Genomic DNA, 25,553 nt, shown 5'->3' with positions numbered 1-25,553 from the left:
CCATCAGTTTAGCAAAAAGTGGTCTTATAAGTCAGCTGCCGTTGTGGGTTAGGTGTCTGGCAACCACAGCGGGCCTGGGGGCATTTGCGGCAAACCATAGTGCTCGGGGTAGTCTACTTGCACCAAATACAAGCCTTCTGCTTTGGCAGTGGCGGCAGCCTGAGTGCGGTCGCGTGTCGCTAGTAAATCGCCAGCCCAGGTTATGGGCTGCTGCCCTTTACCTATTTCTAGCAAACTGCCAACAATATTACGCACCATATGGTGCAAAAACGCATTCGCGGCAATATCTACCACCACAAAGTCACCACTGCGTGTTACTCGAATGTGTGTGATGCAGCGATTCGGTGAGTGAGACTGGCACTGCGCGGCACGAAAGGCACTGAAATCATGCTCGCCAAGCAAAGCCTGAGCCGCCTCATGCATCCGTGCTGCATCTAGGGGCTGATGGTAATGGCTTAAACCGCGCCCAAGAATAGCTGGGCGGCGTTTATGGTTGGCAATAATATAACGATAGCGGCGCCCGGTTGCGCTAAAACGCGCATTAAAGTCATCGGCAACTTCACGCGCCCAACGCACTGCAACTGAGTCGGGCAAGTTACTATTTACGCCCATGGTCCAAGCCGGCATGGCTCGCGCATTGTGACAGTCAAAATGCACGACTTGCCCAGTGGCATGAACCCCAGCATCGGTACGCCCTGCACAGGTCACCTCGACCGGGTGGTTAGCCACTTTACTAAGCGCCTTTTCGAGCACTTCTTGCACACAGACAACTTCGCGTTGCCGTTGCCATCCAAAATACTGACTACCGTCGTATTCAATACCAAGCGCAATGCGCGTACTACTCATTAATGGCCCTGTTCGTCTAATTTTTGCAACAACATGGCTGCTTCGCGCTTGGCATCTTCGTCGTTTGTCTGCCCTACTTTGTCTAGCTCAGCGCGTGCTAGCTCATACTCGTCAAGCTCCATGTAAGCTCGCGCTAAGTCTAACATGCCAGATGGGGTTTCTTCATCATCAAGCTGCCCAGCTTCACGCTCAAAGCGAGGGCTATCAAAGTCAGTATCTGCGTTGTCCGCATCGGCCAGCAGATCGTCAATCTCTAAATAACCTTCGTCGGTATCATCCGCTTCAACTTTAATGCCATCGTCCGAGCTTTCTGCGGTTAAGCCTTCTAGGTCCAAGTCATCTAAGTTGATATCTTCAAACTGTTCAAGCTCTACCGTATCGTCATTACCTGACTCAACCGCGTTATCAATGACAAAGTCTAAACTCATATCTTCGTCGTTTGAGTCGGGCTTGGTTGAAGCTGAACCTTGGTCAACCGACTCGACTGGCGCTTCTGTGTCTTCTGTATCTTCTGTAGCCGCAGTGTTCGGCTCAACCGAAAACTCTAAACTATTGTCGAGCTCTGTTTCTTGCTCAGTTTCTTGTTCAGGTTCTTCATTCGAAGCTACATCAGTAAGCGGTTCAGCGTGCTCATCCGCGACTTTTTCTGTCGGCGCTTCTGCAGTCTCATCGTCGAAGCTTTGACTCAATAGCGTGTCTAAATCAGCTTCTTCTTCGTCTTGTTGCGGCTCTACTTGGCTTTCATCGTTATCTTGGCCTAGTTGCTCAAGCTCATCATCTAACTGCTCTGCCTCGCTTTGCGCTGCGGCATCATCAGCTTGCTGATCAAGATCAACAGCATCATCGATACGCTCAAACTCAGGCATATCTGCTGCTTCTTCAGCCGCCGCTGCTTGCTCAGCCTCTTCATAGGCACTCAGTGCTTGCGGCTCTTGATTTGCTTCTTCATTTTTGTCTTTTTCTGCGGCCTGTAAGGCGCCGTTGTATGGCCCTAAATGTTCACGATTAAGCCGACGCACGTAAAGCACATACCAAATGATTGCAGCCAATAATAATGGAATCAAAATCGCCAGAGTTAACTGGAAAGGTTGCATAAGCCAGCTTAAAAACGCGTCGAAATCCGACTCCTTTTGACGTTTTGCAGGCGACTTAGAAGGCGTTTTTTCCGCGGTTTGAGCCGAAGCTTTTGGTTCAGCAGGCTTATCAGCTGCTGCGGCTTGTTGTGGCTGTGCAACTTGTGACTGTTTAGCCACTTCTTCAGTTTCACTGATTATACGCGCAGCGTCAGTTTGTTCGGTGGTCGCCGCTTCTTTTGTATTCCCCGTTTGCTCAGTCGTTGTTGACTCGTCTGGGTCACTTGTAACGACAGCAGCGGTTTCTGTTGCGGGCTCTGCATCATTCTCGGCAGATACACTTGTTGCTGCTATTTCAGCGGCAATTTGCTCTTGCAAATTATTTTCGGCAACTTGCTCAGCGTTCACCTTTTTCTGTAACGTGTCTAATTCCCGGGTTACTTCATCTAGACGTGACTGCAAGGTTGCGTTTTCGGTGTTTAGGCGTTCAATTAAGGCGGTTGACTCCGCCAGTTGATCGCGCAGGCGCGTTAATTCTTCAACGCTAAAAGACACTGAACCGCTTGCGTTTTCTGCCTCTGTCGAAGCGGCCGTCGCCGAAGTCGTCGTTGTCTCAACAACCGCTGTAGTGCTTGGCGTTGACTCGGTTGAAACTGCGGACTGAGAACTTGTTGAGGAGCTTGGCTTAGCGTCTTCTGCCGCTGCCGGTGAAGCTTGCGCAGCCATGGCTTTCTTGTCACCAAGCGCCTGCTGCGCCTCTTTTGGCACCTTCAAATAGAAGCCGTCCATCATGCGGTCAGCGCGGCCATCGATGAATACTTCAGGGTTTAGCTCAATGAATAAGTCCATCATTTCATACACGCTAAGGTCGCTTTTATCGCCGTAGTACATGGCGATTGACCATAAAGTGTCAGACGAAACAATGGGACCAAAACGGTCCGGCTGCCACCGTGATGTTGCTTGTCCTTGCATCATCAAAGTGGCACTGTTTTTTACAAAACTCGCGTCGGCAGTAATCATCACCGACGAGCCAAGAGCCAATGCTACACCGGCTGCTAGTGCCAAGGTATTCCGTTTCATTGAGCTGGTTCCCTCTATCTATCGTTATAATTATCGGTACCGCATTGAAAGAACAATCAATTTACATATAGTCGCGAATTAAGTGTTCTGCAATCTGAATACTGTTTGTTGCCGCACCTTTTCGTACATTGTCTGCGACAACCCATAAATTTAACCCTTGTGGGTGCGAAATATCATTACGTACGCGGCCCACAAATACGTCATCATGCCCTGCGGCGTTGCCAATTTGCGTTGGAAAGTCTGCGTTGTTGTCCAACAACACAACCCCAGGTGCATTGCGCAACAGTTCTTTCGCCTGCACCGCATCGAGTGGCTGCTGCGTTTCAATGTGAAGCGCTTCTGCGTGACCAAAAAACACCGGCACCCGTACCGCGGTTGCATTCACGCGAATATCTGGGTCGCCAAATATTTTCTGCGTTTCCCACACCATTTTCATTTCTTCTTTGGTGTAGTCGTTATCTAAAAACACATCAATTTGCGGTATGCAGTTGAAGGCTATTTGGCGGCTAAAGTGTTCAACTTCCACCGGGCGGCCATTCAACAGCGCAGCCGTTTGCTGCGCTAATTCGTCCATCGCTTCTTTACCAGCACCCGAAGTTGACTGGTAGGTGGCTACGTTAATGCGCTCAATACCCACAGCATCATGAATGGGCTTAAGGGCAATCAACATTTGTATGGTTGAGCAGTTCGGGTTGGCAATAATATTGCGGTTACGAAAGTCGGCCAGTGCATGAGCGTTCACTTCAGGCACAACCAACGGAATATCTGGCTCGTAACGAAATTCAGAGGTGTTATCAATGACAATACAACCGGCATCGGCCGCTCGCGGCGCATAGGTACGCGAAATAGCGCCACCAGCCGAAAAGAAACCAAGCTCAGCTTGGCTCCAATCAAAGGTGTCGGCATCGAGTACAGTAATTTCTTCGCCACGAAACTTGACGGTAGAGCCCGCTGAGCGACTGCTCGCCAACGGAAATAACTGGGCAACCGGAAAATCCCGCTGCTCTAAAATTTCGATCATATGCTGGCCTACCAGACCAGTGGCTCCAAGTACCGCTACGTTATACGCACGTGACATGACTACTCCTGAATGCGTTGAAATTACTTTCGTGAAAAACTAAAGCCGAGAAAAACTAAAACTAAGTTGCGACAAACGTTGCTGCCAATCGCTATCGGCTAACCAGTCGCCGCCGTGCACTTGGCCACAGCTTAATTCTGGCCGTGCTTGGTAGGCTTTACGCAGCGCATCAAAACTCGCGCTGTCGCTCACTTGGTCGCGCAACTGTTTGTCATCATTGCGTATATCATAAATGGCGCGCACCCAAGATGCTAGCATTTGCCAACTTGGTGCCTGCGCTTGTTGCCAAAGCCGCGGGGCAATGGCTTGTGGCCACGGCTGTAACAACGCATTTAATGGCGGTAATTGCCATGCATGATTGCGGCCAAAAGCAAACTGCAGCCACTGCTCAAACAACTGCAAGCTACCACCTACTTTACCGGCTAAACTGTGGCCGGCAATATGCGCAGTGGCATAGTGCAGCCACGGCAACAATTGATGATTAATTTGCGGTTCGTGTTCCCACACGTCAAGCACCACATGGAGTGCTTGTTGGCGCTGCATGGCCTGTAACAAAGCTTGCTCCGCTACCACGGCCCCACGGCTAGCATTAATCAATAAGCACCCAGTGGCTAACTGCTGAATATTTTTCGTATTGAATAAATACCGAGTTGGAAATTCACCACAAGTGGTTAGCGGCACATGCAACGAAATAACCGCGCTGTTAAGCACGCGCTGCCAGTTGTTATGCACACATTCAACGCCTTGCGCATGCAGCGGCGGATCATAATAGTGAACGTTCAAACCCAAACCTTGCAAGCGCTCACCAGCCGCACGCCCTGTGTGGCCAGCGCCCACTATGGCAACCTCGCCCTGCGGCAGCTGGTTGCGTTCTAATGCGAAGTTAGCGACGGCACTGGCAACATAGTCACCAACGGCGCGCGCATTAACCCCTGGGGTTGACGCAAAAGTTACTCCTGCAGCGGCGCACGCAGCGGCGTCCACATGTTCAGTACCAATGGTTGCGGTACCTAACCAACGTAACTTTGGGGCTTGTTGCAGCAGGGTGCCGTCAACTCGGGTAATCGAGCGAATCATCAACACATCAGCTGCCGACAGCTGTGCTGCAGAGGGTTGACGACCCTGAAAGGTAGACAGCGTTAAAGCCATGCCTTGCACTTGCAAGTGTTCAGCCAATACCGCAACTTGCGGCATTGAGGCGTCTGCCAAAATATGCATTGAGTTAATCTTCATTGCGATGGACGAGTTGTTAAAGAGCATACAACAAAAAGGTGCGACAATGCGCACCTTTTTACCATCGTTTAGTAGACGAGGATGTTAATTTTATTGATATTTACGCAAAACTAACGTTGCGTTGGTACCACCAAAACCAAAGCTGTTTGACATGACTGTGGTGAGCTGAGCTTGCTGTGGTTCACGCACAATGTTCATGCCTTCAGCTGCTGAGTCAAGCGTTTCAATGTTGATGGAAGGTGCCACGAAACCGTGTTGCAACATCAGCAATGAATAAATGGCTTCATGCACACCGGCTGCACCTAATGCGTGCCCTGTCATCGCTTTGGTCGCGCTAATATAAGGTGCTTGCCCACCAAACACTTCACGAATAGCCTCAAGCTCTTTGGTGTCGCCCACCGGCGTTGAGGTGCCGTGTGTGTTCAAGTAATCAATTGGCGTATCGCAGGTTTCCATCGCCATTTTCATACAGCGCACAGCGCCTTCACCCGAAGGTGCGACCATGTCGTAACCGTCTGACGTTGCACCGTAGCCAACAATTTCAGCATAAATAGTTGCACCACGCGCCAATGCGGTTTCAAGTTCTTCAATAACCAAAATACCGCCGCCGCCTGCAGGCACAAAGCCGTCGCGATCAGCGTCATAGGTACGTGAGGCTTTGCTTGGCGTGTCGTTGTATTTGGTGCTGAGTGCACCCATGGCATCAAATTCCATGCCCAAGGTCCAATGCAGCTCTTCACCGCCACCGGCAAATACACGGTCTTGCTTACCAAATTGAATTAATTCTAAAGCATGACCGATACAGTGAGCTGAAGTCGCACACGCTGAACTAATTGAATAGTTCACGCCTTTAATTTCAAATGGAGTTGCTAAACACGCAGACGTGGTAGACGCCATGCAACGTGGCACCATGTATGGGCCGACGCGCTTCACGCCTTTTTCGCGCATAATGTCGGCCGCAGCAACTTGGTGTTCACCCGAGGCGCCACCAGAACCCACCACCAAACCGGTGCGAGGGTTTGACACTTGCTCATGGGTTAAACCTGCGTCTTCAATGGCTTGCGCCATGGCCATGTAGGCATAAGCGGCTGAATTACCCATAAAGCGCAAGGCTTTACGATCAATATGGTCAGCTGGGTTAGCTCGCACTGGCCCCCACACCTGACAACGTAGCCCCATGTCGGCAAATTCTTGCGAGAATTCGATGCCCGAGCGTCCTTGTTGCAACGACTCCAACACCTCTTGTTTGTTCACGCCGATACTGGACACAATGCCCATACCGGTAATCACTGCTCTTCTCATTCTCATATCCTGTCTTGCTGAGCGCTGATGTATGGTAGCTTACTTAATTAAAAAAGTGGTCTGCTTTCCGTCATTTTAACGAAATATTGTTACACTAATTCGGTACAATATTGCCCATATTATTTGTAACTAAATGAGTCATCTGCCTGTGAAAGCGCCTGACAAAGCCCAGATTCGTTTTAATGAGTTTAATTTGCCGGTCTCTACTGAGTTCGACGATATTTATTTTAATAATGAAAATGGCCTTGCCGAAAGTCGTTACGTGTTTCTTCAGCATAACGATCTGCCTGAGCGCTGGCAAACTCATTCGCACTCGGCATTTCGTATTGCGGAAAGTGGTTTTGGCACCGGGCTTAACTTTTTAGCCAGTTGGGCACTGTTCGCTGAGCAGGCGCCAAGCACCATGCGCTTACACTTTGTGTCGTTTGAAAAATATCCGTTAGCGCCAGCTGATATGGCGCGTGCTTTGCAACACTTTCCCGAGCTAGCGGCTTATGCCCAGTTATTAATTAACGCCTTGCCAAGCCCTCATGCTGGGTGTCATCGCCTACAGTTTGATGATGGCCGCGTTACCCTCGACTTATGGTATGGCGACATACACGACCAGCTACCGCAGTGGCTACCTCATGCCACGAATACCATTGATGCGTGGTTTCTTGACGGTTTTGCACCCGATAAAAACCCGCAAATGTGGCAGCCAGAATTGTATCGTGCCATGGCCCAAAGTTGTCGTGAGCATGGCAGCTTCGCCACCTTTACCGCTGCTGGAGCGGTGCGCCGCGGCCTACAAGAAGCTGGCTTTGCGGTTAAAAAAGTTAAAGGTTTTGGCCGTAAACGCGACATGCTACGTGGCGAGCTGAGCACCGAACAAACGCAACCTGCACCGCATAGCTTGGGCAGCAACCGCGACTCAGCTGCTGCGCCAGTAACCATTATTGGCGGAGGTATTGCAGCGGCGTGCTTGGCTTGGTCGTTGTGTCGACGTGGTTTTAGCGTCGAGTTACTCACCACTGGCCTTGCTAATGGTGCTTCAGGCAACGCGCAAGGTGCCGTTTATCCGCTGCTGCACGCCGAGTTAAGCCCACTGAGTGAATTTTTCTTAGGGGCTTTTGACCATGCGCGGCAGTTTTATCAGCAACACAGCTCGCTATGGCACGAAACTGGGGTGGTGCAATTGGCATTTAATGCCATGCGCCAGCAGCGCCACGATAAAATTATTGCCAGCGGCCTTTACCACGACAGCTTGGTACGTGAGCTAGATGGCCCAGCCACACAAACACTGTGGAACGCTCTACCCGCTCAGCCCGCATTGTTTTACCCGCGGGCTGGTTGGGTGCCGCCAGAAAACTTGGTGCAGCAATTATTTGCCGCTTGCGGCGAGCGCCTGCGGGTAACGCCGTGCGCGCCCATCACCACCATGAAATCTGAGCGCGAAGGTTGGCAACTTAGCGCTACTGATGGGGCGTACTACCACGCGCGCACCCTGATTGTTGCCGCCGGTGCTGGCAGCAACAACCTACTCGCGCCATGGCAGTTAACTTTTCAAAATGTTCGCGGCCAAGTCACGCAAGTGCAAGCAACCGACGTGAGCTCAGGCTGTAACTTGGTGGTTTGTTATAAAGGCTACTTCACACCGCCGGCCAATGGCTTGCATTGCGTTGGCGCCACTTATGCACGCGAGCACGCAGGCCTTGAGTTTGACGCACAGCAGCAACAGCCCACCCATACCGCGGACACCGCAGAAAACTTAGCAACCTTACAAGATAACCTACAGCAACCGTGGACAACGCAATTAATCCCGGTCAACGACCGTGCAGCTTTGCGCCACACCACGCGTGATCATTTGCCCGCCTGTGGCTGGTTAACTGACAATTTAGGGGTGTTCGCAGGGCTTGGTTCGCGCGGCTTTACCAGTGCCCCACTGGGTGCTGAAATTCTAGTGGGGCAGTTGCTAAACGAACCGTTGCCGCTTGGGGCTAGCTTGTTGGCTCGGCTTGCGCCGCAGCGTCTGCAAGACGTTGCAACATAGCTTGAATATGCACCATGTCGGCCGGCGCTAGTTCATGTTTGGCGTGATCAACAGAAGCCTGCACCGCTGGCAGCACAGCGCTTGTTTGTGCCGCGTCATTGAGTTCAAGTTGGGCTACCACTAAATCAAAGTGGCCGCGCAAATAGCCGCTGGCAAAAAGCTCGTCATCAGAACCTTCGGTAACCGCCTGATCAAAAACGGTTTCGAGTGCTTGCACATAATCATTGAACGCCGCTAATGCCATAACCCAATATTTCCTTCTGTTTAGTCACAATGGTGTGATCGATATCAAGGCCGCAAGCATACCATAAACAGGCGTTTTTCTGATACACTAGCGCCTTCGTTAATCCACCAAAACTTGATCGCGAAGTGATATCAACCATGACCTTACGAATCGGTTTATTTTACGGCTCAACCACCTGTTTTACCGAAATTGCAGCCGAAAAAATTCAAGCGCAATTTGCCCCCGGTGAAGTTGAGTTATTTAACATTAAAGATGTGCCGCTAAAGCAAGCCGAACAGTTTGATGTCATTATTTTCGGTTTATCAACCTGGGACTTTGGCGAAATTCAAGAAGACTGGGAAAGCCATTGGCCAGACATCGCCGAGCTAAACTTAAACGGTAAAGTGGTGGCGTTATTCGGCATGGGTGACCAAGTGGGCTACACCGACTGGTTTCAAGACGCTTTGGGCATGTTGCACGACGAGTTGGCTGCAAACAGCGGCACCCAAGGCTGCACTCGCATTGGCTTTTGGCCGAATCAGGGTTATGACTTCGCCGCCTCAAAAGCGCTCATTGCCGAGGGCGAGTTCTTTGTTGGCCTAGCCCTTGATGAAGACAGCCAGTACGAATACAGCGAAGAACGTATTCAAAAATGGTGCGACCAACTTAAAGCAGAGCTTGCCAGCGTTTAATCTCTGCTGATTTTTCGGCGTCGCTAAAACGCTGCGCCGGTGAGTGCCCCCACACAGGCCCAGGCCATGCTGGGTCGCCCTCAGCACGCATGAGCAAATGCACATGCAACTGGCTGACCACGTTACCTAATGCACCAACATTAAGCTTAGTGCCACGCCCATGAGTTTTGAGTAATTGCGCCGCTTGTTGTGTTTCTTGCGCCAGTTGTTGCTGTTGCGTCAAGGGCAAATCAAGAAACTCGACACAGTGCGGCACTTTGGGCACTAACATAAACCAGTCATAACGTTGGTCATCAAAGCGTCTTAGTTCACACAATGGCCACTGCGCCAACACAAAACTATCGGCCCCTAAACGCGAATCCACCGTGAATTTTCCACCGCCAACCGCGCCGGCGCTATCTGCCACATTACTTTGTGGTGCGAGTTTGTTATAACGAGTATTAAACATGGGCCGTGTCCATTAAATTTGTCTTTAACTTTTGTCGAAAGACTAAGTGAGTCGTTAACATGCTACGTTTTGTCTTTTTAGCTTTTATCGGTTGTTATCTGGCCGCGGGCCAGCAGGCACTTGCCGCTCCCGCTGCTGCGCAAGCTGAAGCCGCAAACTCTGCAGTTGCTGAGTTTACTGCCAAGCTGCAAGCACATGAAGGTTTTTTCACGTTTTATCACGATCAAACCGATGGCAAAATCTACCTTCAAGTGCCACGCCATTCAGCGGCAAGCCAAGCGCAATTTATTTTCCAGACTAGCCTACCCTGGGGGCTTGGCTCAAACGATATCGGTTTAGATAGAGGGCAGCTTGGTGCCACACGACTGGCAAGCTTTTTCATTGAAGGCAACAAAGTGTTGCTGATGCAGCACAACACGCAATTTCGTGCCAATACCGACAACGTAGCCGAGCGAGCCAGCATTAACGAAGCCTTTGCCGATTCGGTCATTGCTGGTTTTGAGGTGGTCGCCGCTGATGCCCAGCATGTACTCATTGACTACACCCCATTTTTATTAAGCGACACCCACGGTGTCACAAAACGCCTGCGTGACACCAAACAGGGCCAATACCGCTTAAGCAGCGATAAGTCAGTCATTTATCCGCAACGCAGCAAGGCTTTTCCCGACAATACTGAACTTGAGGCAAAAATAACCTTCAGTGGCGAAGGTACAGGCAACTTCGTACGCAGCGTAGCCGCTGATGCCGACCATATTACCCTGCATTTGCATCACTCGTTTATTCGCTTGCCTGACGACAACTACACGCCACGTAAATTTCATCCGCAAAGCGGATTTTGGGCAGAAAGCCATGTCGATTACGCTGCGCCATTAGGTGAGCCGCTGCAAGTACAATACATACCGCGCCACCGCTTGAGCAAAGACCAACCCATTATTTATTACCTAGACCCTGGCGTGCCAGAGCCGGTGAAAACGGCATTGCTTGAAGGTGGCCGCTGGTGGGCCGAAGCCTTTGCCGCCATTGATTACCCAGAAGGCTTTCAAGTACGTGAATTACCTGCCAACGCCGACCCGATGGACGTACGCTATAACGTGATTCAATGGGTGCACCGCGCCACGCGTGGCTGGTCATATGGTTCTTCGATTATCGACCCACGCACCGGCGAAATCATCAAAGGCCATGTCACCCTAGGCTCGTTGCGCGTGCGCCAAGACATGCTCATTGCCCAAGGCTTACTAGCACCTTATGCTGCTGAATCAAAAGCACAGCAACAGCAATTGGAGCAAGCCATTGAAGCCATGGCGCTAAACCGCATTCGCCAACTTTCGGCCCATGAAATTGGCCACACCCTAGGTATTGCCCATAACTTTGCCGCCAGTGCCAATGACCGCTCGTCAGTTATGGACTACCCGCATCCATTTGTGACCATTGATACGCAAAGCGGCAAACTCAAACTCAATGACGCCTATACCAATCGCATTGGCCTGTGGGACATGCAAGTGGTCGCTTATGGTTATGGCAACGGTGATCTAGACCAGGTGTTGGCCCAAAACCAGCGTTTGGGGTTACAGTTTATTTCTGATCGTGATGCGCGCGCTGCAGGCGGCGCTCACCCCGATGCACATTTGTGGGATAACGGCAGTGATGCGGTGACCGAACTTGAGCGCCTACTGGCGGTTCGCCAAACTGCGTTACAACAGTTTGGCTTAGGCAACCTTGCCAATGGTCGCCCGTTGAGCGAGCTGCAAAATGTGTTGGTGCCGGTGTACTTGTTGCACCGCTATCAAGCCGAAGCCGCAGTAAAAATGCTTGCTGGCATGCATTATGACTACGCGGTAAAAAGTGCTGACAGCAAAGCGGTGCAAACGCGACCGGTCAATGCTTCGCAACAGCAGCGTGCTTTGCAAGTGCTCAGCAATACCCTTAGCGCCAAAACACTGGCTCTGCCTGAGCACCTGCACAGCCTATTGCTACCTTCAGCATACGGTGAAAGCTATGACCGTGAACGCTTTAGTGGCTTAACCGGGGTGACTGTCGATACCGACACCATGGCAGCAAGTGCGGCGCGTTTTGTACTTGACTTGATGCTGCACCCGCAACGTTTAGAGCGTTTACAACAGCAACATAGTCGTGAAGGGGCAATTCCTGATGTAACTAAGGTATTGAGTGCTATTGCCGAAGCCGCCATTCAACCGGCACAAAATAACAAAGCCAGTAGCCTACAACAACGTTTGGCGTTTGAAAGTTTAGGGGCGGTGGTACGTGCGTATCAGCATGACAATAGCAGCGCCGCAGTCAAAGCCGCGCTTTATAGCTTTTTGCAGCATCAGCAACAGCAATGGCAACAAGCCGCGCCTTCAGCACACAGGGACTATGCAGTGTTTGCATTGCAACAGTGGGCAGATGGTAAGCCGTGGCCATTACAACCAGCCCCGGCTCTGCCCCCAGGCTCACCAATTTAGGTGAGCCGATTGGCGTTAACGAAATTGTTAATCCAGTTGAGAAAAGAAACTTTCTGGCAACCAGCGTGGGCGTTCCACCTGGTTGGCAATTTCCTCACCAATTTGATAATTGATATTGGTAAAGGTTACACCAGCCTCGTAGTTAATCGGTAAGTCCGGTTGATCACTTGGGCGGTGATAATGCTCAGCAAAGAATTTGCCCCATACTTCACCACCGTCTTCACCTTCAGTTTTTGAGGTGAAACCAGTCATCAAGAATACCGCAGGTACACCTTTTTTAACGAACGGATAATGATCTGAACGGGTGAAAATAGCCTGCTCTGGCATTGGGTCTTCGCTTAACTCAATACCAAACTCACCGGCAGCACGAGCCACTGAAGCACCCAAGGTTGAGTGGGTAGAACCAAACGCAATCACGTCAGCAAAATCATACAATAATACCGGCATATCTAAGTTCACGTTGGCCACAATTTGGCTTAACGGTACGGTTGGATGGTGTGCAAAATAATCTGCGCCTAGCAAGCCACGCTCTTCCGCAGTTACCGATAAGAACATAATTGAACGCTTCGGTTTCACATCACTTTCAACAAACATACGGGCGGTTTCTAGCATAACGGCTACGCCAGAAGCGTTATCCATTGCACCGTTGTTAATATGGTCGTCTTGGCTTAAATCTTTGGTTACACCAATATGATCTGAGTGCGCGGTGTAAAGCACGTATTCGTTTTGCAAGGTGTCATCGGAGCCAGGTAATACTGCCGCCACATTCGGGCTAGTTATTTCCTCATGGCGCGAAGAACGTTGTAAGCGTGCACTTACACCGAGCTCAAAACCTTTAGGCATCTCCCCTGCTTCAAGTTGTGCAAAAATATCGGCCAACTTCACCGGCGCATTAACGAACAACTGCTCGGCTGCATCGGTGTTCACATAAGCTGATGCCGCCATGTTTTTGAACAATACATTAGGCTCACCATCCGGCTGCAACCAGCGTACGCTTGGTGCACGCTGATACATAATGCTTACTTCAAACGGGCGTACTTTTTCACGCTCTGGAGTGTGCAAGGTAATAATACCGACCGCACCGCGTTCCGCTGCAAATTTCGCTTTGCTGCTATTTAAGTGGGCACCTTCTTCGCTTGGTAAATGCTCAGGACGGCCGGTTGCCATCACCACAATTTTACCGTCCACATCTAGGCCGGCGTAATCGTCAAGCTCAAATGCTTCTGACACTAAACCGTAGCCAACAAATACCAATGGCGCTTCTACATCGTCATGCTCACTGTACGCACTTGGGCCAGTAATAAATTGCTTAGGGTACGCAAGTTCAACAGTGTCGTCGCCAGTGTTTAACGTAAACGACGCGCTGTTTTCTTCTAAAAAGCTACGACGAAACTTAATGCGTTGGAAATAGGTGCCGTCGTCGCCGGCAGGCTGCAGTCCCAAGGTTTTAAATTCCGCGGCAATATATTTCGCGGCAATTTCGTGCCCGCGGCTACCAGTATCACGACCTTCAAGGTCGTCACTGGCTAAAAACTCAAGGTGCGCCTGCAAGGCACTTGCGCTTGCGCTCACTTGATTTTGCGTGTGTTGCGAATTGCTTTCACCGCAAGCCGAAAGGCTTAAAGTAAGCACAAGAACGCCAAAAACTGAAGAAAATCGCATAGTTAACATCCACATTTGTCAAAAAATTAAAAATTCCGAACCAGTTTACTGAACTCACCCGTTGCGAGCCATAATAAATTACGCTATTGTTATATTATAACATTACATAAGCGCTTAATTTAGTTGCGGAGATTCATCGTTATGGTATCGCAGTTTCGTAAAAAGCCTTTGGCATTATTGGTAACAAGTTTTGTCAGCGTGTCAGTAGCGCACGCCGATGAACAAATGCAAGAGCACACCCATCAAGACACCGAAATCATTAAAGTGACCGCTAGCCCATTAGAGCGCACCGCATTAGAGTCTTCACAACCCATTACTGTTATTGCCGGCGATGAGCTGCGCGAACAACAAGCCCATACATTAGGCGAGACCCTTGCGCATGAACCGGGTATTAATATGACCCACTTTGCGGGCGTTGCTAGCAGTCCTATCGTGCGCGGTCTTGATGGCCCGCGAGTGAAAATTTTGCAGAACGGTCTTGACAGTGGTGACGTATCGCGTGGTTCACCTGACCACGCCATTGCCACCGAAACTTCAGTTGCTGAACAAATTGAGATTTTTCGCGGCCCAGCCACCCTACTGTATGGCTCTGGCGCCATTGGCGGCGTGGTCAACGTTGTTGATAACCGCATTGCTCATGAACCCGTTGGCGGTCATCGCGGCTTCTTCAACACCGCCTTTAACACGGCCAGCAATTCACGCGAAGGCTCACTTGGATTTAGTGCTGATCACAAAAATACTGTGTGGCATTTCGATGCCTTTAAGCGCCGTAGCGATAACTATGACGTGCCAACGTTTACCAATGACGAAGGTGAAACCACAGGCCAAATTGAGAACAGCTTTATTGATGCGCAAGGTGCCAACATTGGGGTCAGTTACTTATTTGACCAAGGTTATTTGGGCGTCGCGTACGGCCGTTTAGAGCAACAATATGGCATTCCTGGTCATGCGCACGGTCATGAAGACGAACACGGGCACGAAGATGGGCACGACGGCGAGCATGCCAATGAGCAACATACTGAAGAAGCAGGCCCGTATGCCGACATGTGGCAAAACCGTATTCAAGTGCAAGGGGCGTGGAATCAACCGATATCGGGTATTGAAAAAGCAAGCCTGCGCTATGGTTTCACAGATTATCAACACCAAGAAATAGAAGACGCGAACCCGAGTACCACGTTTACCAATCGCCAGCACGAGCTTCGCGTGGAATTAACCCACGTACCCATTGGCGGTTGGCTTGGCGCAGTTGGTTATCATTACCTGACCCAAGATCAAAATGCATTTGGTGAAGAAGCCTACACCCCGGCATCGACAACCGACAAACATGGCGTATTTTGGTTGCTTGAGCGCGATATTCACGACTTGACTTGGCAATTAGGTGCGCGTGTTGATGACGTAGCGATTAACGACGAACACTATTCTCCAGTATCGGCCTCAATTGGTTTTACTTACCCAGTGGTAGCAGGCATGCAATTGTCGGCCAACTATAGTCATGCGCAACGCGCGCCCTCGGCCAATGAACTGCTAGCAAACGGCGCCCACTTAGCGACGCGCACCTATGAACTTGGTTTAGCCTATGCGTTGCACCAAGAAGACGAACACGCTTACCACGTTGAACCTCGGGAAACATCAGTACAACTGGAAAAGTCGAATAACCTCGACTTCGGGTTGCACATTGATACCGACAAATTTCATATGGACTGGACCGTTTTTTACAACCGTGTGAACGATTATATCTTCGCGAGCTATACCGGTGTAAACAGTGCCGATTTAGAGCACGATGATCACGGCGATGAAGCGCATAACCATGACGACGGTTTAGCCGTGGTGTCTTATGTGCAGCAAGATGTAAAGCTTTACGGTTACGAGCTTAGTGGTTATTACAGCTTTAACGACCACTGGCAATTACACGGCTTTAGTGACTACGTACGCGCCCAAACCCGAGACTCTGGTGAAGCGCTGCCGCGCATTCCCGCCCAGCGAATTGGTACTGAATTACGCTACTTAGGCAACAACTGGGAATCGAAACTGGGCTACACCTGGCATAATAGCCAAACCCGTGTCGCAACCAACGAAACCGTCACCGACGGCTTTGGTTTGGTGAACGCACAGTTAAATTGGTTCCCTGCTGCGTTAAGCGCAATGAACGCCAGCGTGTACTTAAAAGCCGAAAACCTCACTGATGAATTAGCGTTTGTACACAGCTCATTCTTAAAAGACGACGCACCAATGCGTGGTCGTAACTTCAGTATTGGCTTTCGTGGTGAATTCTAGCGCATTGAGCGCACCGTTTGCCGCACTATAACAAGGTATGCTGTCAGCTTTGATAAACTGACAGCATATTTTTTTATATAGGCATACGTTTATGCGTTTTACGAAGTTAGTTTTTGCCATGGTTTTGCTGCTTGCAGCAACCACAGCAACGCATGCGCAATCGTCAACACCAGCGTCAGCCGCAAACGAGCAGCTGACGATTGAGCGAATTTTTTCTGCCCCCAATTTAACTACCGCCGCGCCGCAAGCCATCCAGTTCGCGCCAAGTGGCCTTCACGTGAGTTACCTTGCCGGCTCAGAAACCCAACCAAACGTTCAGGACTTATGGTTATATAACGTACGCGAAAATAGCCATCAGCGTCTTGTTGCCGCAAATGATTTAATGCCAAACACCAGCCAACTCTCGGCCGAAGAAAAAGCACGTCGAGAGCGTCTGCGCATAGCGGCCAGCGGCATCGTGAATTATCAGTGGTCACCGACCAGCGAAAAATTACTATTTCCGCTAAACGGTCAATTATTTTTGTTCGATATTGCCAGTGCCGAAGTCACTCAGTTAACCGATGACAATGTTTTTGCGACCGACAGTCGATTTTCACCGCAAGGCAATTTTGTCAGCTATGTGCATGACTACAATTTATATGTAGTTGATTTAAAAACAGCTACGACGACGCAGTTAACGCAGCGGCAAAATTCTACCGAGCAATTCGCTACCGCCGAATTTGTGGCCCAAGAAGAAATGAAGCGTATGACGGGCTACTGGTGGAGCCCAAATGAAAACCATATAGCACTCACTCGGGTTAATTTAAGCCCTGTCGACATAAAACAACGCGTTGATGTGTATGCAGACCGTACCGAACTCGTTGAACAGCGTTACCCAATGTCTGGCACCAATAATGCAGCGGTAGAGCTCGGCATTTTGGCGTTGCCTCAGCCAACTAACGGCGAGGCTGACGCTAACGCCGATGAGCAGGCTTCGCCCGTTATACAATGGCTGAACTTAGCGCGCTTAGGTGATGGCTATTTAACCCGCGTCAACTGGCTACCAAACAGCCAAGGCGTTGCCTACCAATGGCAAAACCGCCCACAAAACAAGCTCACCTTGTTTATTCATGAGCTGACATCGACAACCGCTAAAACTGTACTTGAAGAAAGCAGCTCAACCTGGATAAACCTTCATGATGATCTGCACTTTATGAATGACAGCCGTCATTTTATTTGGGCTTCTGAGCGCAGTGGCTATAAGCACTTATACTTGTATCGCACCGACGGCAGCTTAATTCGCCAGCTAACTAGCGGTGATTGGATGGTGGATGAGCTTAGTCATGTTGATGAAATTACCGGTGTCATTTATTTTACCGGGCGCAAAGCGTCACCCATTGAACGCCATTTGTACCGTGCCAATTTGACCACCAGCAGCCCTGGTCAGCCAAGCCAACTCAGCACTCGCGAGGGTATGCACACTGTGCACTTTGCTGCCGACGGCCGCAGTTATATTGACTATTTCTCAAGTGCGCGCCAACCACCACAGGTTAGTCTGCATGGCCCAACCGGCCAACGCAATGCATGGTTACACGAAAACCGGCTTGATCAAAATCATCCCATTGCACCGTTTTTGGCCACCTGGAGCTACCCAGAATTTGGCCATTTAACCGCAGCCGACGGCCAACGTTTGTATTATCAAGTCAATAAACCCAAGCAAATTGCTGACAACCAAAGCCACCCAGCCATTGTCATGGTTTATGGCGGCCCGCGTGCGCAACGTGTAACCAACAGCTGGGGCGATTATTTTACGCAGTATTTAGTTCAACAAGGTTATGTGGTGTTTAAACTTGATAACCGTGGTACTGGCAACCGTGGCCGTCAATTTGAGGCCGGTATTTATCGTGAGCTTGCTCAACTTGAACTTGCCGACCAAAAGCTTGGCACACAGTGGCTTGCCAAACAGCCTTATGTTAACGCCAACAGAATCGGTGTATTTGGCCACAGCTACGGCGGCTATATGGCGTTGCATATGATACTGCGCGCACCAGAATTATATAGCGCTAGCGTTGCCGGCGCGCCGGTAACTGACTGGGCGTTGTACGATACTCATTACACTGAGCGGTACATGGGCACCCCACAAGATAACCCCGAAGGCTATCGACAGGCAGACGTGCTTACCTATGCTGACCAGTTAGAACGCCCCTTGTTGATATATCATGGTATGGCTGATGACAACGTGTTGTACACCCACACGGCCCGCCTTACGCACCGATTGCAACAATCGATGTTACCGTTCGAGATGATGGCCTATCCGGGCAAAGCGCACGGAATACGTGGCCGCGAAGCAAGTATTCACCGCTATCGAATGATCGCCGACTTTTTCAAGCGCCACTTACAGTAAGTGGCGCTAATCGGTTATACTAAGCGCACAAATCTTGCACACGGAGTGAATCGACATGCGCTTTTTATCTCGCCGCTTAGTTATGCCGAATGACCTAAATTTTGCGGGCTCACTGTTTGGTGGCCGTATTCTTGAATGGATAGACGAAGAAGCGTACATTTTTGCCGCTTGCCAACTAGACGCCAAAAGCTTAGTTACAAAGCACATTGGCGCCATTAGCTTTGAAACATCAGCCTACCAAGGCGATGTGGTGGAGTTTGGCTTAGGTGTCAAAAAGGTCGGTAAAACCTCAGTTACCGTTACCTGTGTGGTACGTAACAAACAAACCAAACAAAATATCTGCGTGGCCGACGACATTGTCTTTGTACACATTGATCCAGAAACTCGCACCCCACAAGCCCACGGCAAAACCAAAGCCGAATTAGATGCATTACCTATAGAAACACCGGCTTAAAGCCGGTGTTTCTATTTTCGCGTTCAGTCAATAAATAACTATCAGTAGAGTGTGCGAATCCAGCGCTCTTCGTTGATAAAGCTCCATGACCAGTCTTTCCACTGAGCACTTAAGCCTTGTTCTACCGCTTGGTCTTCGGTTAGACCCTGCTCTTTCATAGTCATAACTTCTTCGCGTGTGGCTTCAATCATGTGTACTAACCGTAGCCAATCTGAACGCTTTGAAAGCGTGCCGTGGCCAGGAATGATCTGAGTCTCACCATCAATACTATCAATAACGGCACGCACATTATCAATATAGCCTTGCACGTTACCGCCTGCGTTCAAATCAATAAACGGAAAACGGTCGACAAAGAATAAGTCACCGGCATGAATCACATTGGCGTTTGGAAACCAAACAACTACGTCACCGTCGGTATGGCCCTCAGGGTAATGCTGCAGCTTCAAACTTGCAGCACCACTTGCCACTTCCAAACGGTTATCGAATGTCACCGTCGGCAAGCCGTCTTGATCAAACTTCTCATTTGCGGCTAAACGCGTTTTCACATTTTCATGGGCAATCACACGTACGCCTTTGCGTGCGAAAGGGGCATTATTGCCCGTGTGGTCACCATGAAAATGGGTATTGATCAGGCTTTTGATAGGTTGATCAGAAAGCTCAGCTATAGCTGCCATAATTTTATCAGCAAGCCCTTTATACTGCGCATCGACCATCACTACACCGTCTTCACCGACATACACGCCAATATTGCCGCCCATGCCGGTAAGCATGTACACACGATCACTTAGTTGCGTGGCTTTAATTTCCACGTCATCCATGTTGGCTTGCGCATGAGCACTGGCCATGCCGAAACAGAAAAGTAAACTGATTAAACCAAATTTCAAACCACGCATTGAGTATCTCCTACTGGTGAACCTTATTGATGAAGGTAACAACCCGCAAAACAAGTCACTGGTGCCGCGGTTGGCTTACCATGCTGCCAATCACCACCTTCAACACCGCTACCGGCAATATCGACATGCACATAAGGTAGTGGCTGTTGACTGTCATTGCCATGTTTATCTAAGCCAGAAGCAATTGCTAAAAACGCGGCTGGGAACTGATGCCCACGCGCAGTTGTTGCCGACGGCCCATTGTTACTTGATAGCGTATCGTCCGCTTTGGTACGCGCACGAACAAAATGATAGTCTTCTCGACGCGACCAAGAAATTTCAGTTGGGTCGCCGTAAACTTCGCCGGCTTCCCACAATTTTTCGGACAATTCTTCTACGCGTGCTGGGCCATTCGGGATCAGCGCCGTGTAAGGCCCTTTAGCCAAGGCGGCATGGCCCGTAAGCGTGGCTACACTGAATAATTGCGGATTCGGGTAGTCATGCGCTTCTGCGCGCAAATGTGAGAGCAAATCAGCTAACACTAAACGGCCTTCGGCATCGGTGTTACCAATGCGCACGCGCACGCCGCTATGGCCAGTAATAATTTCGTCAGCAACAAACGCATCGGCGCCAATACTGTTGCGCACCACGCCCAGCTCAGCCACAACACTGACCGTTTCAGGGCGCATTTCTGCAACCGTCTTCACAAAACCGGCTACACCTGCAGCGCCGCCCTTGTCACGGCTCATACCCGCCATATGGCCACCGGTTTTAACATCAGCGCCGCCGGTGTCATACACAATACCTTTGCCAGCAAACATTAAAGTTTGCTCAGCGGCAGGTGCTTTGTATTCCAAACGCACCACACACGGGTGATGGCGCTCAACACCTAACGACGCCCGCGCCACTGCCATTAGCAATGGGTATTCGTGTTGCAACTGTTGCACGTCGTCAATCACCGTTACCCGTACTGGCGTATGCGCAAACGCTTGTTGGCAATACTCAGCAAAACGCGGCGGTGCCATACGCTCAGGCTCTGTACCTGCTAGGTCGCGCGCGACACGCTTACCCGCTTCAACGGCTTGCAGCCATTGTTCGTCAAGTGCACCGACAATGCCAATTTCAGTGACTGTTTCGAGCTGTTCTTCGCCATGATGCTCACGCGCTTCTAGCGGCTCATACAAGGCCTGGCAAACACCCCAATAAGCAACGGCTTCGGCTTGCCCGTAACGCGCCTCATGTGGCACACCAAAAACAATCAATAATGGTTTGCTGACGCCCGCTTGCTGTGCAATACGCGCTGCTGCGCCCGCGGCTTCAGCCACGCAACGTACATCGTTGTAATCTGGTGCTAGCGGCCCTGTTGGAGCCACAATTAAACGCCCTCCCGCAACATCTGCCGGCACTAATAATGCTTGTTTACCCACGCGCGCATCCATTTGCTGCGCTTGCGCCACATAGTCACTAAAATCGTCCGGAATTTCACTTTCAAAGTCGCCTAATAAAATCACGGCATCGAAATCGCCACTAGCGGTAGCGGCATAACTGTCAAATACGCTTACTGTTGGAAAAGCCATAAGTACCTCTTTAACTTCGTTATTCGTTATTCGTTATTCGTGCGCTTCGCTGTTGGTGCGCTTCGCTGTTCGAATAGCGAAGCGTACGAATAACGAACAGCGCGAAGCGCGCACGAACAACGGTTTTTAATTTAGATGCGGCGCCACTTGGTGCCGGTTGCACTGTCTTCTAATTCAATATTCATTGCTTTTAACGCATCGCGAGCGGCGTCAGCCCGTGCCCAGTCTTTGGCGGCGCGCGCATCGTTACGCTCAGTGATCAATGCTTCAATTTTTGCCACCTCTTCGTCGTCGCCGGCGCCACCTTGTAAATACTGCTCTGGGGCTTGCTGCAAAAAGCCAAGCACGCTACCTAAGTGCTTTAGTTCAGCGGCAAATGCGGCGGCTTTTTCGGGTTCAGCAGCAACGGCACGATTGACTTCGCGCGCTAACTCAAATAATACGGACATGGCTTCGGGTACGTTAAAGTCGTCATCCATGGCCGCATTGAAGCGCGTCGCGAAGCTTTCGGTTTGTGCGATATTGCGCTCGCTATTGTCGTCACCCATTGGCGCATCGCGCAATGCTGTGTACAAACGCTCTAAACCTGCACGTGCTTGGTCTAGATTTTCTTTAGAATAGTTCAATTGCGAGCGATAGTGGCTCGACAACAAGAAATATCGCACAGTTTCCGCGTCGTACTGCGCCAACACGTCACGAATAGTGAAGAAATTACCCAATGACTTGGACATTTTCACTTCGTCTACTTGCACCATGCCGCTGTGCATCCAGTAATTCACATAGTTACTTTGGTTGGCGCAGCAGCTTTGCGCAACTTCGTTCTCGTGGTGCGGGAAAATTAAATCCGAGCCACCACCATGAATATCAAAATTATCACCCAAATGGCGCTTGTTCATGGCTGAACATTCAATGTGCCAACCTGGGCGGCCATCGCCCCACGGTGACGGCCAACTTGGCTCACCGGCTTTAGCTTGTTTCCACAACACAAAATCGAGTGGGTCTTGCTTGTTATCAGTGACTTCTACACGAGCGCCAGCTTGCAGTTGTTCTAAGTTTTGGCGGCTTAGCTTGCCATAATTATCAAACGTACTGACATCAAACAGCACATCACCGTCATTGGCGATGTAGGCGTTGCCGTTGGCAATCAGTGTTTCAATCATGGCAATAATATCGCCCATATGCCCAGTAACTGTTGGCTCTACATCGGGGCGCAACAAATTCAACGCATCAAAATCATCGTGCATTGCTTGCGTAAAACGTTTGGTTACTGCATCAATGGCTTCGTTGTTTTCTGCCGCGCGGCGAATGATTTTGTCATCAACGTCGGTAATATTTCGCACATATTTGACGTTATAACCGCGCTCTCGTAAATAACGCACCACAACATCGAAGGCTACGTAGGTGCGAGCATGCCCAATGTGACAGTAGTCATAAATCGTTACCCCACACACGTATAATTTTACTTCACCTGGCGTAATTGGCTTAAACGCTTCTTTTTGGCGGGTTAACGTATTAAAAACTTTCAACATGCACGGGTGCTCCTGTCTAACTGCATGGCGGCTACGAATAAAGTGGCAGTAAAAATAAGATGAACATGATAACGCAAGGTGCCGCCTCGCCACAAACAATGCTAAACTACGCGACAAATAATATCTGATAAAACTATCTGTAAAACGTGGAGCAAAATCGATGCAGGTTACCCTACATACTAATCATGGCGACATTACTCTTGAGTTATTCGCTGATAAAGCCCCTAAAACCGTAGAAAACTTTTTAACGTATGTGCGTGAAGGTTTTTATGACAACACGTTATTTCATCGTGTTATTCGTGGCTTCATGGTTCAAGGTGGTGGCTTTAACACGGAAATGGTGCAAAAACCAACACACTCTCCGGTTGATAACGAAGCCAACAACGGTGTGAAAAACACCGTCGGTACTATCGCTATGGCCCGTACCCAAGACCCTCACTCAGCGACCGCTCAATTCTTTATTAACGTAGCTGACAATGACTTTTTGAACTTCAAAAACGAAAGCATGGGTGGCTGGGGTTACTGTGTATTTGGTGAAGTGGTTGAAGGTATGGACGTAGTTCGCGCTATTGAAGCCGTTCGCACCTCGCACGCTGGTTTCCACCAAGACGTTCCAGTAGACGATGTGGTTATTAAAAGCGCGACTATCGCCGAATAAGTAGTGTCGAAAAATGGCTACTTGGTTCATCTCAGACTTGCATTTAAGCCCAGCGCGGCCAGATATTACCGCGCTGTTTGAAGGTTTTTTGCAAAACCAAGCCAGCGGCGCAGACGCCTTATATATATTAGGCGACTTATTTGACGCTTGGATTGGCGATGATGACACCAGTGAGTTTGTGCAGCGCATGCAACACGCGCTGCGCACTCTTACCGCCAGCGGTGTGCCGGTTTATTTTATGGCCGGCAATCGCGACTTTTTAGTTGGTCAGCAGTTTAGTCAGCTAACCGGGGTAAAAGTTTTACCCGAACCCAGCATGGTTGATTTGTACGGTAAGCAAACCCTACTACTGCATGGCGATACGCTGTGTACCGATGACAAAAGCTATCAACGATTCCGCAAAGTAATTCGTTGGCGACCGCTGCAAAAGCTACTGTTGGCGTTGCCGTTGTCGTGGCGCATGGGCATTGCCAACAAGCTGCGGGCATCAAGCAAAACGCAAAAGCCCCTCACCGAACAGCAACTGCGCATTATGGATGTGAACGAGCATGCGGTGCGTGAGACATTTGTCAGCCATGACGTGCAATACCTTATTCATGGGCATACACACCGCCCAGCAGTGCATCAACATCGCTTACCCAACGGTAAACTGGCCGAGCGTATTGTACTTGGTGATTGGTACAGCCAAAGCAGTTACTTGAAAGTCACCGCAAATAAGCGCGAGTTAACTTTCGCTAGCGACAGCCCGAACGGGACAACCACTGTGGAAGCGAAACTCTGAGTCTGGCGAGCTAATTAATTGCGCTTCAACTTCACCAAAAAACTTCACCCGCTCATTTATTTCACTGTTGTTAACCGCACCACCAAACTGCTGCGCAAGCGTTAGGTAGTCTTCAAAATGACGCGCTTCTGAGCGCAGCAAACTGATATAAAATTTAGCGAGTCGATCATCAACGTGCGGCGCTAACGCGGCAAACCGCTCACACGAACGCGCTTCAATGTACGCACCACAAATAAGTTTATCTACTAAGGTTGCCGGCTCGTGGGTTCGCACATGGCGTAACATACCCCGCGCATAACGGCTAGACGTTATATTGTCGTACTCAATGTTTAGCTCGTGCATTATTTCAAGCACCTGAAAAAAATGATGCAGCTCTTCTTTGATCAACAGCACCATTTTATCAATCAGCTCGGCACTGTATGGGGCATCACGCTTGGGCAACATCGCTTTGGTTAATCGCTCATGATTGGCCAAGGCACGCCAGTCGCCTTCTTTACGGTAGGTAAAATCTTCGTAGGGCTTTAACCAAGCGAGCAGCGCATCGCCACTGGCTTCGTCTACCGCATAGCGCCGAATAAGAAGCATGGCCGACTGCGCTGCTTTTAACTCACACACCAAATGATCAATGAGTAAATACCGCAAGTTCTCGGGTTTTACCGCTTCTTGTAGCCATTGCTGTGGGGTTTCACACTGTAAAAACTGACGTATAGGCGCTAATAACTGCTGCACATGTTGCTCCTAAACCATGATAAAAATATTACACACAAAAATTAGGGTTATTCGACAAAATTACCTTGACTCTGTTGAAAATCCGACCATTATTGTTGTTAAGGCGCATAAAAAAGCGTCAATGACAATAAACAAAACACCAGAACAACAACAGAAGTTGAGGTATGT

At 49.8% G+C, this 25,553-nt stretch carries 20 protein-coding genes; 8 read left to right on the top strand and 12 right to left on the bottom strand.

Going from position 1 to position 25,553, the window contains the following annotated elements; genetic code table 11:
• Positions 1-48: 48 nt before the first annotated feature.
• The 5 genes from truA to fabB form a co-directional block, all read right to left on the bottom strand.
• Complete coding sequence (gene truA, locus BM334_RS02900; protein WP_092837653.1) at positions 49-846, bottom strand: tRNA pseudouridine(38-40) synthase TruA; 798 nt, start codon at positions 844-846, stop codon at positions 49-51.
• Complete coding sequence (locus BM334_RS02895; RefSeq protein WP_092837650.1) at positions 846-2,999, bottom strand: FimV/HubP family polar landmark protein; 2,154 nt, start codon at positions 2,997-2,999, stop codon at positions 846-848. Before BM334_RS02895 ends, truA begins: the two co-directional genes overlap by 1 nt.
• 61 nt (positions 3,000-3,060) lie before the next feature.
• Positions 3,061-4,077 (bottom strand): aspartate-semialdehyde dehydrogenase, encoded by a 1,017-nt coding sequence (locus BM334_RS02890; RefSeq protein ID WP_092837647.1) that lies wholly within the window; start codon positions 4,075-4,077, stop codon positions 3,061-3,063.
• Between the two features lie 39 nt (positions 4,078-4,116).
• Positions 4,117-5,310, bottom strand: a complete 1,194-nt coding sequence (locus BM334_RS02885) for a 4-phosphoerythronate dehydrogenase (RefSeq protein ID WP_177214995.1) — start codon at positions 5,308-5,310, stop codon at positions 4,117-4,119.
• A gap of 90 nt (positions 5,311-5,400) precedes the next feature.
• Positions 5,401-6,612 carry a beta-ketoacyl-ACP synthase I gene (gene fabB / locus BM334_RS02880; protein WP_092837641.1) on the bottom strand — a complete coding sequence of 404 codons (1,212 nt, stop codon included), beginning with the start codon at positions 6,610-6,612 and terminating at the stop codon, positions 5,401-5,403.
• Positions 6,613-6,745: 133 nt separating this feature from the next.
• Here fabB and mnmC point away from each other — a divergent pair, with 133 nt between their 5' ends.
• Positions 6,746-8,641, top strand: coding sequence for a bifunctional tRNA (5-methylaminomethyl-2-thiouridine)(34)-methyltransferase MnmC2/FAD-dependent 5-carboxymethylaminomethyl-2-thiouridine(34) oxidoreductase MnmC1 (gene mnmC / locus BM334_RS02875; RefSeq protein WP_092837638.1), 1,896 nt, complete (start codon positions 6,746-6,748; stop codon positions 8,639-8,641).
• Here mnmC and BM334_RS02870 read toward each other — a convergent pair.
• Complete coding sequence (locus tag BM334_RS02870) at positions 8,589-8,885, bottom strand: YfcL family protein (RefSeq protein WP_092837635.1); 297 nt, start codon at positions 8,883-8,885, stop codon at positions 8,589-8,591. The genes mnmC and BM334_RS02870 overlap by 53 nt on opposite strands.
• 137 nt (positions 8,886-9,022) lie before the next feature.
• Between BM334_RS02870 and fldB the strand changes: the two genes are divergently transcribed.
• Positions 9,023-9,556: a flavodoxin FldB gene (fldB, locus tag BM334_RS02865; protein WP_092837632.1), complete on the top strand. Its 534-nt coding sequence runs from the start codon at positions 9,023-9,025 to the stop codon at positions 9,554-9,556.
• On the opposite strand, the gene BM334_RS02860 is transcribed toward fldB, so the two are convergent.
• The gene (locus tag BM334_RS02860) at positions 9,531-10,004 is read right to left on the bottom strand and encodes an HIT domain-containing protein (RefSeq protein WP_092837629.1); all 474 of its coding nucleotides are present in this window, start codon (positions 10,002-10,004) and stop codon (positions 9,531-9,533) included. The two genes, fldB and BM334_RS02860, sit on opposite strands and share 26 nt — an antisense overlap.
• Before the next feature lie 59 nt (positions 10,005-10,063).
• Between BM334_RS02860 and BM334_RS02855 the strand changes: the two genes are divergently transcribed.
• On the top strand, positions 10,064-12,466 hold the full coding sequence (locus BM334_RS02855) for a zinc-dependent metalloprotease (protein ID WP_092837626.1): 2,403 nt from the start codon (positions 10,064-10,066) through the stop codon (positions 12,464-12,466).
• A gap of 27 nt (positions 12,467-12,493) precedes the next feature.
• Here the strand turns inward: BM334_RS02855 and BM334_RS02850 are convergent, their stop codons facing one another.
• Positions 12,494-14,128, bottom strand: a complete 1,635-nt coding sequence (locus BM334_RS02850) for a M28 family metallopeptidase (protein ID WP_092839244.1) — start codon at positions 14,126-14,128, stop codon at positions 12,494-12,496.
• Positions 14,129-14,269: 141 nt separating this feature from the next.
• Here BM334_RS02850 and BM334_RS02845 point away from each other — a divergent pair, with 141 nt between their 5' ends.
• The 3 genes from BM334_RS02845 (at position 14,270) to BM334_RS02835 (ending at position 19,239) form a co-directional block, all read left to right on the top strand.
• Complete coding sequence (locus tag BM334_RS02845; protein ID WP_092837623.1) at positions 14,270-16,402, top strand: TonB-dependent receptor; 2,133 nt, start codon at positions 14,270-14,272, stop codon at positions 16,400-16,402.
• A 91-nt stretch (positions 16,403-16,493) separates the two neighbouring features.
• Complete coding sequence (locus BM334_RS02840; RefSeq protein ID WP_092837620.1) at positions 16,494-18,785, top strand: S9 family peptidase; 2,292 nt, start codon at positions 16,494-16,496, stop codon at positions 18,783-18,785.
• A 55-nt stretch (positions 18,786-18,840) separates the two neighbouring features.
• Positions 18,841-19,239: an acyl-CoA thioesterase gene (locus tag BM334_RS02835; protein ID WP_055438531.1), complete on the top strand. Its 399-nt coding sequence runs from the start codon at positions 18,841-18,843 to the stop codon at positions 19,237-19,239.
• Between the two features lie 41 nt (positions 19,240-19,280).
• On the opposite strand, the gene BM334_RS02830 is transcribed toward BM334_RS02835, so the two are convergent.
• The 3 genes from BM334_RS02830 to cysS all read right to left on the bottom strand — a co-directional run bounded on the left by BM334_RS02830 (position 19,281) and on the right by cysS (position 23,217).
• Positions 19,281-20,132 (bottom strand): MBL fold metallo-hydrolase, encoded by an 852-nt coding sequence (locus BM334_RS02830; protein ID WP_092837617.1) that lies wholly within the window; start codon positions 20,130-20,132, stop codon positions 19,281-19,283.
• 23 nt (positions 20,133-20,155) lie between these two features.
• Positions 20,156-21,688, bottom strand: coding sequence for a M17 family metallopeptidase (locus BM334_RS02825; RefSeq protein ID WP_092837614.1), 1,533 nt, complete (start codon positions 21,686-21,688; stop codon positions 20,156-20,158).
• A 131-nt stretch (positions 21,689-21,819) separates the two neighbouring features.
• Positions 21,820-23,217 (bottom strand): cysteine--tRNA ligase, encoded by a 1,398-nt coding sequence (gene cysS, locus BM334_RS02820; protein WP_092837611.1) that lies wholly within the window; start codon positions 23,215-23,217, stop codon positions 21,820-21,822.
• Positions 23,218-23,377: 160 nt separating this feature from the next.
• Between cysS and BM334_RS02815 the strand changes: the two genes are divergently transcribed.
• Both BM334_RS02815 and lpxH read left to right on the top strand, forming a co-directional pair.
• Positions 23,378-23,875 (top strand): peptidylprolyl isomerase, encoded by a 498-nt coding sequence (locus BM334_RS02815; protein WP_092837608.1) that lies wholly within the window; start codon positions 23,378-23,380, stop codon positions 23,873-23,875.
• Between the two features lie 13 nt (positions 23,876-23,888).
• Positions 23,889-24,656: a UDP-2,3-diacylglucosamine diphosphatase gene (gene lpxH / locus BM334_RS02810; protein WP_092837605.1), complete on the top strand. Its 768-nt coding sequence runs from the start codon at positions 23,889-23,891 to the stop codon at positions 24,654-24,656.
• Here lpxH and miaE read toward each other — a convergent pair.
• Positions 24,600-25,385 (bottom strand): tRNA isopentenyl-2-thiomethyl-A-37 hydroxylase MiaE, encoded by a 786-nt coding sequence (gene miaE / locus BM334_RS02805; RefSeq protein WP_092837602.1) that lies wholly within the window; start codon positions 25,383-25,385, stop codon positions 24,600-24,602. The genes lpxH and miaE overlap by 57 nt on opposite strands.
• Positions 25,386-25,553 lie beyond the last annotated feature (168 nt).

This window comes from Pseudidiomarina donghaiensis (assembly GCF_900116895.1).
In the GTDB taxonomy this organism is placed as follows: Bacteria; Pseudomonadota; Gammaproteobacteria; order Enterobacterales; family Alteromonadaceae; genus Pseudidiomarina; species Pseudidiomarina donghaiensis.
The sequence above is the reverse complement of the archived record's forward strand: the minus strand, read 5'-3'. Positions and strand labels throughout refer to the sequence as shown.

Bases quoted from the DNA above. Each gene is read 5' to 3' on its own strand.
- BM334_RS02845 (WP_092837623.1), top strand. From the start codon at position 14,270: ATGGTATCGCAGTTTCGTAAAAAGCCTTTGGCATTATTGGTAACAAGT.
- BM334_RS02815 (WP_092837608.1), top strand. From the start codon at position 23,378: ATGCAGGTTACCCTACATACTAATCATGGCGACATTACTCTTGAGTTA.
- truA (WP_092837653.1), bottom strand. From the start codon at position 846: ATGAGTAGTACGCGCATTGCGCTTGGTATTGAATACGACGGTAGTCAG.
- cysS (WP_092837611.1), bottom strand. From the start codon at position 23,217: ATGTTGAAAGTTTTTAATACGTTAACCCGCCAAAAAGAAGCGTTTAAG.
- BM334_RS02830 (WP_092837617.1), bottom strand. From the start codon at position 20,132: ATGCGTGGTTTGAAATTTGGTTTAATCAGTTTACTTTTCTGTTTCGGC.
- BM334_RS02870 (WP_092837635.1), bottom strand. From the start codon at position 8,885: ATGGCATTAGCGGCGTTCAATGATTATGTGCAAGCACTCGAAACCGTT.
- BM334_RS02825 (WP_092837614.1), bottom strand. From the start codon at position 21,688: ATGGCTTTTCCAACAGTAAGCGTATTTGACAGTTATGCCGCTACCGCT.
- BM334_RS02890 (WP_092837647.1), bottom strand. From the start codon at position 4,077: ATGTCACGTGCGTATAACGTAGCGGTACTTGGAGCCACTGGTCTGGTA.
- BM334_RS02895 (WP_092837650.1), bottom strand. From the start codon at position 2,999: ATGAAACGGAATACCTTGGCACTAGCAGCCGGTGTAGCATTGGCTCTT.
- BM334_RS02850 (WP_092839244.1), bottom strand. From the start codon at position 14,128: ATGCGATTTTCTTCAGTTTTTGGCGTTCTTGTGCTTACTTTAAGCCTT.
- BM334_RS02840 (WP_092837620.1), top strand. From the start codon at position 16,494: ATGCGTTTTACGAAGTTAGTTTTTGCCATGGTTTTGCTGCTTGCAGCA.
- BM334_RS02885 (WP_177214995.1), bottom strand. From the start codon at position 5,310: ATGAAGATTAACTCAATGCATATTTTGGCAGACGCCTCAATGCCGCAA.
- BM334_RS02835 (WP_055438531.1), top strand. From the start codon at position 18,841: ATGCGCTTTTTATCTCGCCGCTTAGTTATGCCGAATGACCTAAATTTT.
- mnmC (WP_092837638.1), top strand. From the start codon at position 6,746: ATGAGTCATCTGCCTGTGAAAGCGCCTGACAAAGCCCAGATTCGTTTT.
- fldB (WP_092837632.1), top strand. From the start codon at position 9,023: ATGACCTTACGAATCGGTTTATTTTACGGCTCAACCACCTGTTTTACC.
- lpxH (WP_092837605.1), top strand. From the start codon at position 23,889: ATGGCTACTTGGTTCATCTCAGACTTGCATTTAAGCCCAGCGCGGCCA.
- fabB (WP_092837641.1), bottom strand. From the start codon at position 6,612: ATGAGAAGAGCAGTGATTACCGGTATGGGCATTGTGTCCAGTATCGGC.
- BM334_RS02860 (WP_092837629.1), bottom strand. From the start codon at position 10,004: ATGTTTAATACTCGTTATAACAAACTCGCACCACAAAGTAATGTGGCA.
- BM334_RS02855 (WP_092837626.1), top strand. From the start codon at position 10,064: ATGCTACGTTTTGTCTTTTTAGCTTTTATCGGTTGTTATCTGGCCGCG.